Genomic DNA, 9,200 nt, shown 5'->3' on the forward strand with positions numbered 1-9,200 from the left:
CACCCACCATCCGGTGGCCTGCGGGATCGACTGAACACCAACCGAACGACCCGGACTCAATTTCCGGGTGGACGCATTATCGGGTACCCGCCACACGGCCCGATGGCCGCCGGCTGGAACACACCCGCCGGAACGATATGTGTCAGCCCAGGAGCAAGCGTCACCGATGCCGAACCCCGCCGATGAAGGAAGAAGGTGTCGCCAGCGGGACCGCGCCGAATTGTCAATGTGTTGATACTGGGAAGCACCGCACGGCGACCGGTATCGAAGAGGTCCCCGACCCGCTCCCGAAAAGGTAGTTCGTGGAGTTCCGTTCTGTCGCCATGGCCACGGGTCATCCACGCCGCGGCAGTCTCGTGAGCGAGTGCCTCGCATATATCGATCATGTCGAAGTAGGTGGTGAGCCCGAATCTCATCCGGCCTCCGCCCTCGTCGAACTCCGCGTCGAGCAGGCGGTAGGACGTCCGATTCTCGAACAGGGCGGGTTGTGCGATCGTTCGAATGGCTTGACTGTAGCGCTCGAAACGCGTCCCGTCCGACGCTATCGGCCGGATAGACTCGGTCTCGGTCTCGCTTCCATCCAGCAGCGGTTCGGCGGCCTCTTCCTCCAAACTGAGCCGCACACGATTCAGCGGCACCGGAGTCGGCGCGATCCAGGCCGGTGTCGTCAAGCAGTTCGTACCCTCGATTCGCAGCGGCTCCCAGTACAGGCGAGCAGCGACCGAAGTGAGAACCTGTCGGTTGCGGTTCAGTGTCTGCCGCACCAGCTTCCAGTCCTCGACCTCTCTGCGAGAGACCTCCCCCTCGGGCCGACCGAGCAGACCGAAGATCTCCGGTGAGAGTCCCATGGCCTCCGCGAACTGCCTCAGCTGGGTCACATCCCGGCACGATCGTGAACCGTTGACATACTTGGACACCAGACTGCGCTCGACACCCAGGATTCGTGCCATTGCCTCATGCGTCGCGATACCCCGAGTTTCCATGTACGCCTTGATCACTTCCCCGAGCCGGGGATCACCAGCGGCAGTCGGCATCACCAGAGAGTATCCCTGCTCGATGGTTGCGCGCAGGGGCAAATCGAGGCAGACCGCGCAATCGCGGGCGCATACCGATGCGCGGCCGCGAAGGAGGCACCGAGCGCCTGTGAACTGCTGATGATGTGGCCGGACCACTCCGAAGCGCCATCGCGAACTCGCGCGGAGTGTTCCGGCCGAGCTGGAACACTGCGACCACAGCCGTCAATCGTCGTCGGGCCGAAGTACCGCCGCCGACTTCACCTCGGCAATGATCCGATGATCCGCACAACGCGACATCACAAGTCCGAGCCACTCTCCGGTAGCCGAACGACCCCATCGCAAAAGAGTGCCCGGATAAGGTTTCGAACTCTCCGAAACCGTGCACGCTCTCCATAGCGAGAAGTCGGTGAGATCTCTGAGGCACTCGGGGCAGGCCGGCCATTTCCGGGCGGCTCGCTGGTGCATCGACTCGACACTGCAGCTCCCGCCGCAACGTTCCGCCAACTCACCGTCCCCACGCAGAATTGGGCACCAGCGATTGACGTGGTAGATGATCAGCGGGTTCGCGCCGTTGCCCGGCGTGCTGAGAACCCAGGCGGGACGAGGCTCGTAGGGAAGATCATCGTCCGGGTCGTGCCACGAGGACGGACCGAACCACTGACGATAGAACCGCCGCGCCATCCAACCCCCAGCTGCGCATACTCAGATCGACAGACGGTACAGAGGATAGTCCCAAACAGTGGGTAACCGCTGGCCGAACCGGGGAGGCATCGTGGCAGTACGGGGCCACCGAGGAAACTCCCGAGGACGCGCTGCGCAAGCCCATGTCCGGCGAGCGGTTCGAGGAAGAAGGGTACTACTTGTCAGCGGGCAGAATTCGGAACGAGCGGAGACCAGGTGTCAGCGGTTCGATCGCACGGAAATCGCGTTGATCGAGTGTGAAGATGCAGTCGGTTTTGTACTTGTCGGCGAGCGCGACACCCACCGCATCAGCAAGGTCGAGCTGCAACCCTTCATATTTGGCGCGGACCGATTGCGCCGTGGACAGATCGACGTGTTTCAATTCGGCGAGCCGGTAACTTCCGTCGATCGTTCGCGCCAGCAGCGCATCGGTGATCTTCATTGCCGCGAGAAAGCCGAGATCGCGACGAGTCAGATGGTCCAGCTCGGTCAGCACCAGCGGTGAGATGATCAACATCTCGCGTTCCATCACCGACAGTGCTTGCTGATGTTCCTCCTGGTCGGCATCGAATGCGGCGAACAGTGCTGAGGTGTCGGCGACGATAATCACCGACGGGCCGACCGCTGCTTGATCTGGCGGTAGATGTCGTCGCGCATCTCGTCGACGCCACGTGAACGCCCGCTGTGAAAGACCGGCAGTGGGGCGCTGTCGCGTGGACGTTCGGAGGCGTCCAGCAACATAGCGATACCGCGGCGGATGAGTTCCGCCTTACTTACCCCGGTGGCCGCGGCCTCCGCATCGAGCCGGACCTCCAGTTCCTCGGGGAGGTAGACGGTCGTTTTCAGCATGCCATATATGGTACCAGTCAGAAATGCTTCGGATCGCTGCTCGACAAGCCCTAGCGAATGCCCCCGGAACGACGAAGGCCCGCCTCCCGAACGGGAAGCGGGCCTTACGTTTACGACCTTCTCAGCCGAAGAGCGACCTTACTTGGCCTTCTCCAGGACCTCGACCAGCCGCCACCGCTTGGTGGCCGACGTGGGCCGGGTCTCCATCAGCTGCACGCGGTCGCCGACACCGGCGACCTCGTTCTCGTCGTGCGCCTTCACCTTGGAGGTGGTGCGGATGATCTTGCCGTAGAGCTTGTGCCGGTTACGGTCCTCCAGCTCGACGACGATCGTCTTGTTCATCTTGTCGGAGACCACGTAGCCGACCCGGACCTTACGGGTGCCGCGCTGCTCCTCCACCTTCTCGCTCATGCCGCATCTCCCTTGTCAGCGGGTCCGGTGGCCAAACCGAGCTCGCGCTCACGCATGACCGTGTAGATACGCGCGATCTCGTGACGCACCACACGCAGCCGGCGATTGTTGGTCAGCTGACCGGTCGCCATCTGGAAGCGCAGGTTGAACAGCTCTTCCTTCGATTCGCGCAGGCGGGAGACGAGCTCCTCCTCGGTCAGCTCGCGGAGCTCTGCGGCAGGGGTACCGGTTGCCATCAGAACTGCTCCTCCCTCGTCACGATCCTGCACTTCATCGGGAGCTTGTGCATCGCGCGGCGCAGCGCCTCACGAGCGATCTCCTCGTTGGGGTAACTCATCTCGAACATCACGCGACCGGGCTTGACGTTCGCGATCCACCACTCCGGCGAACCCTTACCGGAACCCATACGGGTTTCGGCCGGCTTCTTGGTGAGCGGGCGATCCGGGTAGATGTTGATCCAGATCTTGCCGCCACGCTTGATGTGGCGGGTCATCGCGATACGCGCCGACTCGATCTGCCGGTTGGTCACGTACGCCGGTTCCAGCGCCTGGATACCGAAGTCACCGAACGACACCGAGGTGCCGCCCTTGGCGAGACCGCTACGGCTCGGGTGGTGCTGCTTGCGGAACTTGACCTTGCGGGGCATCAGCATTGGTCAGCCCTCCTGCTTTTCTGCCGGGGGCTCGGCCACCGCGGTAGCGGCGCGCCCGGCCTCGGTGCTGGTCGCGGTGGTGCCGGAGGAACCGGAACGACGCGGGCGGTTCGGGCGCTCCCGGCGCGGGCGATCCCCGGCCGGCGCGCTCGGGGCGGGCAGCTCACGCTTGCCGCCGACGATATCGCCCTTGTAGATCCAGACCTTGACACCGATACGACCGAAGGTGGTCTTGGCCTCGTAGAGGCCGTAATCGATATCGGCACGCAGGGTGTGCAGCGGGACGCGGCCTTCGCGGTAGAACTCCGAGCGCGACATCTCGGCGCCACCGAGGCGGCCCGAGCACTGCACACGGATGCCCTTGACGTTCGGCGAACGCATGGCCGACTGGATGGCCTTGCGCATCGCGCGACGGAACGCCACACGGTTGGACAGCTGCTCGGCCACACCCTGGGCGACCAGCTGCGCATCCGACTCGGGGTTCTTGACCTCGAGGATGTTCAGCTGGACCTGCTTGCCGGTGAGCTTCTCCAGCTCGGCGCGGATGCGATCGGCCTCGGCGCCGCGGCGGCCGATGACGATGCCCGGACGCGCGGTGTGGATATCGACGCGAACCCGGTCACGGGTGCGCTCGATCTCCACCTTGGAGATGCCGGCCCGTTCCATGCCGGTGCCCAGCAGCTTCCGGATGGCGACGTCTTCCTTGACGTAGTCCGAGTACTGCTTGTCGGCGTACCAACGGGACTTCCAGTCGGTGGTGATTCCGAGGCGGAAGCCGTGGGGGTTGATCTTCTGTCCCATTTACTTTGCCCCTCCCTTCCGGCGGCCACGAGTGCCACCGGCGGTGGGGACGCTCTCGACCTCGATGGTGATGTGGCTGGTGCGCTTGCGGATCCGGAACGCGCGGCCCTGGGCACGCGGCTGGAACCGCTTCATGGTCGCGCCCTCGTCGACATACGCCGTCGAGATGACCAGGGTGTCCGGGTTGAGGCCGAGGTTGTTCTCGGCGTTCGCCGCGGCACTGGCCACGACCTTGGCGACCGGCTCGCTGGCGGCCTGCGGGGCGAACCGGAGCAGGTCGAGCGCGTCGGAGACACGCTTGCCGCGAACGAGGTCCACGACCCGGCGCGCCTTCATCGGGGTCACGCGCACGTGCTTGGCGGTCGCGCGCGCAGTCGGATTCTGCGTTTCTGTGCTCATCGCCGCTTGCTCTTCCGATCTTCCTTGACGTGGCTGCGGAACGTCCTCGTCGGCGCGAACTCACCGAGCTTGTGCCCGACCATGTTCTCCGAGACGAACACCGGCACGTGCTTGCGGCCGTCGTGGACGGCGAAGGTGTGACCGATGAAATCGGGGGTGATGGTCGAACGACGCGACCAGGTCTTGATGACCTGCTTGGTGCCTTTGTCGTTCTGCACGTCCACCTTCGCCTGGAGGTGGTCGTCGACGAACGGGCCCTTCTTGAGGCTGCGTGGCATTTCTTACCTCCTCCTTAGCGCTTCTTGCCGGTACGACGGCGACGGACGATGAGCTTGTCGCTCGGACGGTTCGGCTTACGGGTGCGGCCTTCCGGCTGACCCCAGGGCGAGACCGGGTGGCGACCACCGGAGGTCTTGCCCTCACCACCACCGTGCGGGTGGTCGACCGGGTTCATGACCACACCACGGACCGTGGGGCGGCGACCCTTCCAGCGCATACGACCGGCCTTGCCCCAGTTGATGTTCGACTGTTCGGCATTGCCGACCTCGCCGACGGTGGCGCGGCAGCGCACGTCGACGCGGCGGATCTCACCGGAGGGCATACGCAGCGTGGCGTAGGGGCCTTCCTTACCCAGCAGCTGGATGCTGGCACCGGCCGAGCGGGCCATCTTGGCGCCGCCGCCGGGACGCAGCTCCACCGCGTGAATGGTGGTACCGGTCGGGATGTTGCGCAGCGGCAGGTTGTTGCCGGGCTTGATATCCGCGGTCGGACCGGACTCGATCTTCGTGCCCTGCGCGATGCCCTTGGGCGCGATGATGTAGCGCTTCTCGCCGTCCAGGTAGTGCAGCAGCGCGATATTGGCGGTGCGGTTGGGGTCGTACTCGATATGAGCGACCTTGGCCGGCACGCCGTCCTTGTCCAGCCGGCGGAAGTCGATCAGCCGGTAGGCGCGCTTGTGACCGCCACCGCGATGCCGGGTGGTGATCCGGCCGTGGCCGTTACGGCCACCGCTCTTGGTCAGCGGGCGGACGAGCGACTTCTCGGGGGTCGACCGGGTGATCTCGGCGAAGTCCGAGACGGACGACCCGCGGCGGCCCGGGGTAGTCGGCTTGTACTTACGGATTGCCATGAGTTCTTCTCTGCTTTCTGGACTCCCCGCCGCCTACGCGACCGGGCCTCCGAAGATCTCGATGGGCTTGCTGTCGGCCGAGATGGTCACGAGCGCGCGCTTGGTGTCCTTGCGCTTGCCGTAACCGAAGCGGGTCCGCTTGCGCTTGCCCTGACGGTTGGCGGTGTTGACGCTGGTGACCTTCACCCCGAAGACCTTCTCGACCGCGATCTTGATCTGGGTCTTGTTGGAGTCCGGGTGCACGATGAAGGTGTAGGTGCCTTCCTCGATCAGCCCGTAGGACTTCTCCGAGATGACCGGCGCCAGCAGGATGTCGCGCGGATCGGCGATGGTGCTCACTTGCTCTCCTCCTGACCAGCGGAGCCGGACTGAGCATCCTGGGCCGACTCCGTCGGACCATGCACGAAGGCGTTGAGCGCCTCGACGCTGAACACGACTTCGTCGCTGTCCAGAACGTCGTAGGTGTTCAGCTGGTCCGGTGCGATGGTGTGCACGTATTCCAGGTTGCGGGCACTCTTCCAGGCGTTGACATCCTCGCGGCCGACGACCAGGAGGAACTTCTTGCGATCCGAGATCTCGGACAGGAAGGTCTTCGCGGTCTTGGTCGAGGGGTCCTGGCCGGCGACGAGTTCGCTGATCACATGGATCCGCTCGTTACGCGCCCGATCCGACAGCGCGCCACGGAGGGCGGCCTGGATCATCTTCTTGGGGGTGCGCTGGCTGTAGTCGCGCGGCTTGGGGCCGTGCACGGTGCCACCACCGGCGAACTGCGGCGCCCGGGTCGAGCCCTGGCGGGCGCGACCGGTGCCCTTCTGGCGGTACGGCTTCTTACCACCGCCGCGGACCTCGCCGCGGGTCTTGGTGGAATGCGTGCCCTGGCGGGCGGCGGCCTGCTGGGCCACGACCACCTGGTGCATCAGCGCGATGTTCGCGGTCACGTCGAAGATCTCGGCGGGGAGATCGACGGTGCCGTTGGTCTTGCCACCGAGTTCCTTGACCGGCAGCGTCAGATTGGCCTTCTTCTCGAGGCTGGTCATGCGTGCGCACCACCCTTCACGGCGCTCTTGACGATCACGACGCCGCCCTTGCGACCCGGGATCGCACCCTTGATCAGCAGCAGGCCGTTCTCGGCGTCCACCTTGTGAACCGACAGGTTCTGCGTGGTGACGCGGTCGTTACCCATGCGGCCCGACATGCGCATGCCCTTGAACACGCGGCCGGGGGTGGCGCAGCCACCGATGGAACCCGGGCGACGGTGCACGGCCTGCGCACCGTGGGAGGCACCCTGGCCACGGAAGCCGTGGCGCTTCATGGTGCCGGCGAAGCCCTTGCCCTTGCTGGTGCCGGTGACGTCGACGTAGGTGCCCTCTTCGAACGCGGCGGCCGAGATCTCCTGGCCGACCTCGAAGGTGGAGGCATCCGCGACCCGGATCTCCGCGACATGGCGACGCGGGGTGACACCGGCCTTGGCGAACTGACCGGATTCCGGCTTGTTCACCTTGCGGGGGTCGACGGCGCCGAAGGCGACCTGCACGGCGCTGTAGCCGTCGCGCTCGACGGTGCGGATCTGGGTGACCACATTCGGTCCGGCCTTGACGACGGTGACCGGGACGACCCGGTTCTTGTCGTCGAACACCTGGGTCATGCCCAGTTTGGTGCCCAGGATGCCGGCCGCGGGCCTGCTCTTGTTGTCAGTCATGTCTCGAGTCCCCGTCACTGGATATTGACGTCGACGCTGGCCGGCAGGTCGATGCGCATGAGCGCGTCCACCGTCTTCGGCGTCGGGTCGAGGATGTCGATCAGCCGCTTGTGCGTACGCATCTCGAAGTGCTCGCGCGAGTCCTTGTACTTGTGCGGCGAACGGATGACGCAGTACACGTTCTTCTCGGTCGGCAACGGCACCGGCCCGACGACCCGGGCCCCGGTGCGGGTCACCGTTTCGACGATCTTGCGCGCAGACGCGTCGATCGCCTCGTGGTCGTAGGCCTTGAGCCTGATGCGGATCTTCTGTCCCGCCACGCTAAGTGTCCTTTTCTCCGCTTTCGTCCGTGATCCGGATACCGGCTAGGGCGTCCGTACCACCTTCATTTGCACAGCCCGAACACACGATGACGTCCCGTGCCCTATCGGTCGGAGCCCGGAGGAGGCAGCCTGCGTAACCACGCAGGGCTTCCGATCGGGCACCAGACCGACACAGTGGAGACCACGACCAGGGGTGAACCCAGTCCGTGCCGCTGTTCATCTGTCATGGTTCTCCGGTCCACGCGGTCGGGCGTGTCGCCTCTCCGCTCATTCCTCGGCCCCGGAAGAAACTTCGATCGTGGCCTTCGGAACTGCGTCCCGGACGTACCCACATCGGTGAACGATGAGGTACTCGCTGGTTTTGCTCACCCCGCCCGGCCTGGCCGTTTCATGAAAACGACCGCCACCCGGGGCAAGGCAACCCGAACAGTATGCACGAGCCCCCCGAGGCGTTTCAAATCGGGGTCGGCCGAGGTCCGGCACTGCGGCCACCATACCCCGCCGCCGCTATCTTACCGATGAGTAAGATAGCGGCATGACCAACGAGACCGGTACCTACCGCGGCTGGCGCAAGCTGCCCGACAACCCCTTCGGCCACGGCCTGTTCTCCCTGTCGATGGTGGCCCGGGTGCCGTACTTCGCCACCGTGCTGCCCCGGGTGGTCCGGCTCGAACCCGGCCGCTGCGAGGTCAAAGCCCCCAAATGGTTCGGCGTACACAACCACCTGGGCACCTTCCACGCCATCGCGGCCTGCAACCTCGCGGAAATCGCGATGGGGATGCTGAGCGAGGCCACGGTCCCCACCACCCACCGCTGGATCCCCAAGGCGATGCAGGTCCAGTACCTGACCAAAGCCACCACCGGCCTGCGCGCCGTCGCCGAACTGACGGAGATCCCGGATTTCGCCACGATCACCGAGGGCCGAGATCTCACGGTGCCGGTCTCGATCTACGACAAGACCGGCAAAGAAGTCGTCCACGCCGACATCACCACCTGGGTCACCCCGAAGAACTAGCCCCCCGCGAAAACCTGCGGACAGAGCACAGCAGGCCCCCCTCATGCGGTTGTCCACCCCACGCCATGGGCCCACCCCCACCTACAGGCCCGCATCCGATCCGGACATCGAATGCCGACACAACCCCATGCGTCGAGTCTTACGAGACACCTCCAAGGGCTGAGGCCCGTCTCGCCGTTTCGGCCTCGAAAGCGCCGCGCGAAGCGCAAGTCTCGAGGCCGAAAC

The 9,200-nt window shown here is 65.1% G+C and carries 15 protein-coding genes; 1 reads left to right on the forward strand and 14 read right to left on the reverse strand.

The window, feature by feature from the left end; all coding sequences use genetic code 11:
- Positions 1-56: 56 nt before the first annotated feature.
- From ABZV91_RS31035 to rpsJ, 14 genes are all read right to left on the reverse strand, one after another.
- The gene (locus ABZV91_RS31035; protein WP_355249293.1) at positions 57-1,034 is read right to left on the reverse strand and encodes a helix-turn-helix transcriptional regulator; all 978 of its coding nucleotides are present in this window, start codon (positions 1,032-1,034) and stop codon (positions 57-59) included.
- An 838-nt stretch (positions 1,035-1,872) separates the two neighbouring features.
- On the reverse strand, positions 1,873-2,307 hold the full coding sequence (locus tag ABZV91_RS31040; protein WP_355249294.1) for a PIN domain-containing protein: 435 nt from the start codon (positions 2,305-2,307) through the stop codon (positions 1,873-1,875).
- Entirely contained in the window at positions 2,304-2,546 is a 243-nt protein-coding gene (locus tag ABZV91_RS31045; protein ID WP_355249295.1) for a CopG family transcriptional regulator, read from the reverse strand. Before ABZV91_RS31045 ends, ABZV91_RS31040 begins: the two co-directional genes overlap by 4 nt.
- Before the next feature lie 138 nt (positions 2,547-2,684).
- Positions 2,685-2,957, reverse strand: coding sequence for a 30S ribosomal protein S17 (rpsQ, locus tag ABZV91_RS31050; RefSeq protein ID WP_355249296.1), 273 nt, complete (start codon positions 2,955-2,957; stop codon positions 2,685-2,687).
- The gene (gene rpmC / locus ABZV91_RS31055; RefSeq protein WP_039822435.1) at positions 2,954-3,193 is read right to left on the reverse strand and encodes a 50S ribosomal protein L29; all 240 of its coding nucleotides are present in this window, start codon (positions 3,191-3,193) and stop codon (positions 2,954-2,956) included. Before rpmC ends, rpsQ begins: the two co-directional genes overlap by 4 nt.
- On the reverse strand, positions 3,193-3,609 hold the full coding sequence (rplP, locus tag ABZV91_RS31060; protein WP_030522692.1) for a 50S ribosomal protein L16: 417 nt from the start codon (positions 3,607-3,609) through the stop codon (positions 3,193-3,195). The genes rpmC and rplP overlap by 1 nt, the downstream gene beginning before the upstream one ends.
- 3 nt (positions 3,610-3,612) lie before the next feature.
- On the reverse strand, positions 3,613-4,410 hold the full coding sequence (gene rpsC, locus ABZV91_RS31065) for a 30S ribosomal protein S3 (RefSeq protein WP_355249297.1): 798 nt from the start codon (positions 4,408-4,410) through the stop codon (positions 3,613-3,615).
- The gene (gene rplV / locus ABZV91_RS31070) at positions 4,411-4,809 is read right to left on the reverse strand and encodes a 50S ribosomal protein L22 (protein WP_030522694.1); all 399 of its coding nucleotides are present in this window, start codon (positions 4,807-4,809) and stop codon (positions 4,411-4,413) included. It lies immediately after the preceding gene.
- Positions 4,806-5,087, reverse strand: a complete 282-nt coding sequence (rpsS, locus tag ABZV91_RS31075; protein WP_030522695.1) for a 30S ribosomal protein S19 — start codon at positions 5,085-5,087, stop codon at positions 4,806-4,808. Before rpsS ends, rplV begins: the two co-directional genes overlap by 4 nt.
- A 14-nt stretch (positions 5,088-5,101) precedes the next feature.
- Positions 5,102-5,938 carry a 50S ribosomal protein L2 gene (rplB, locus tag ABZV91_RS31080; RefSeq protein ID WP_030522696.1) on the reverse strand — a complete coding sequence of 279 codons (837 nt, stop codon included), beginning with the start codon at positions 5,936-5,938 and terminating at the stop codon, positions 5,102-5,104.
- Between the two features lie 33 nt (positions 5,939-5,971).
- Positions 5,972-6,277: a 50S ribosomal protein L23 gene (rplW, locus tag ABZV91_RS31085; RefSeq protein ID WP_030522697.1), complete on the reverse strand. Its 306-nt coding sequence runs from the start codon at positions 6,275-6,277 to the stop codon at positions 5,972-5,974.
- Positions 6,274-6,975, reverse strand: a complete 702-nt coding sequence (rplD, locus tag ABZV91_RS31090) for a 50S ribosomal protein L4 (protein ID WP_039822430.1) — start codon at positions 6,973-6,975, stop codon at positions 6,274-6,276. The genes rplW and rplD overlap by 4 nt, the downstream gene beginning before the upstream one ends.
- Positions 6,972-7,637: a 50S ribosomal protein L3 gene (gene rplC, locus ABZV91_RS31095; RefSeq protein WP_355249298.1), complete on the reverse strand. Its 666-nt coding sequence runs from the start codon at positions 7,635-7,637 to the stop codon at positions 6,972-6,974. The genes rplD and rplC overlap by 4 nt, the downstream gene beginning before the upstream one ends.
- 14 nt (positions 7,638-7,651) lie before the next feature.
- Positions 7,652-7,957, reverse strand: coding sequence for a 30S ribosomal protein S10 (gene rpsJ / locus ABZV91_RS31100; protein WP_003938093.1), 306 nt, complete (start codon positions 7,955-7,957; stop codon positions 7,652-7,654).
- Between the two features lie 538 nt (positions 7,958-8,495).
- Here rpsJ and ABZV91_RS31105 point away from each other — a divergent pair.
- The gene (locus ABZV91_RS31105) at positions 8,496-8,975 is read left to right on the forward strand and encodes a hotdog fold domain-containing protein (protein ID WP_355249299.1); all 480 of its coding nucleotides are present in this window, start codon (positions 8,496-8,498) and stop codon (positions 8,973-8,975) included.
- The last annotated feature ends 225 nt before the right edge of the window (positions 8,976-9,200 follow it).

Source organism: Nocardia sp. NPDC004568, from assembly GCF_040609955.1.
Classification (GTDB): Bacteria; Actinomycetota; Actinomycetes; order Mycobacteriales; family Mycobacteriaceae; genus Nocardia.

Coding starts and splice junctions, on each gene's coding strand:
- rplB (WP_030522696.1), bottom strand. CDS start 5,938: ATGGCAATCCGTAAGTACAAGCCGACTACCCCGGGCCGCCGCGGGTCG.
- rplP (WP_030522692.1), bottom strand. CDS start 3,609: ATGCTGATGCCCCGCAAGGTCAAGTTCCGCAAGCAGCACCACCCGAGC.
- ABZV91_RS31105 (WP_355249299.1), top strand. CDS start 8,496: ATGACCAACGAGACCGGTACCTACCGCGGCTGGCGCAAGCTGCCCGAC.
- rplV (WP_030522694.1), bottom strand. CDS start 4,809: ATGAGCACAGAAACGCAGAATCCGACTGCGCGCGCGACCGCCAAGCAC.
- rpsS (WP_030522695.1), bottom strand. CDS start 5,087: ATGCCACGCAGCCTCAAGAAGGGCCCGTTCGTCGACGACCACCTCCAG.
- rplD (WP_039822430.1), bottom strand. CDS start 6,975: ATGACCAGCCTCGAGAAGAAGGCCAATCTGACGCTGCCGGTCAAGGAA.
- ABZV91_RS31045 (WP_355249295.1), bottom strand. CDS start 2,546: ATGCTGAAAACGACCGTCTACCTCCCCGAGGAACTGGAGGTCCGGCTC.
- ABZV91_RS31035 (WP_355249293.1), bottom strand. CDS start 1,034: ATGCCGACTGCCGCTGGTGATCCCCGGCTCGGGGAAGTGATCAAGGCG.
- rpsQ (WP_355249296.1), bottom strand. CDS start 2,957: ATGAGCGAGAAGGTGGAGGAGCAGCGCGGCACCCGTAAGGTCCGGGTC.
- rpsC (WP_355249297.1), bottom strand. CDS start 4,410: ATGGGACAGAAGATCAACCCCCACGGCTTCCGCCTCGGAATCACCACC.
- rplC (WP_355249298.1), bottom strand. CDS start 7,637: ATGACTGACAACAAGAGCAGGCCCGCGGCCGGCATCCTGGGCACCAAA.
- rpmC (WP_039822435.1), bottom strand. CDS start 3,193: ATGGCAACCGGTACCCCTGCCGCAGAGCTCCGCGAGCTGACCGAGGAG.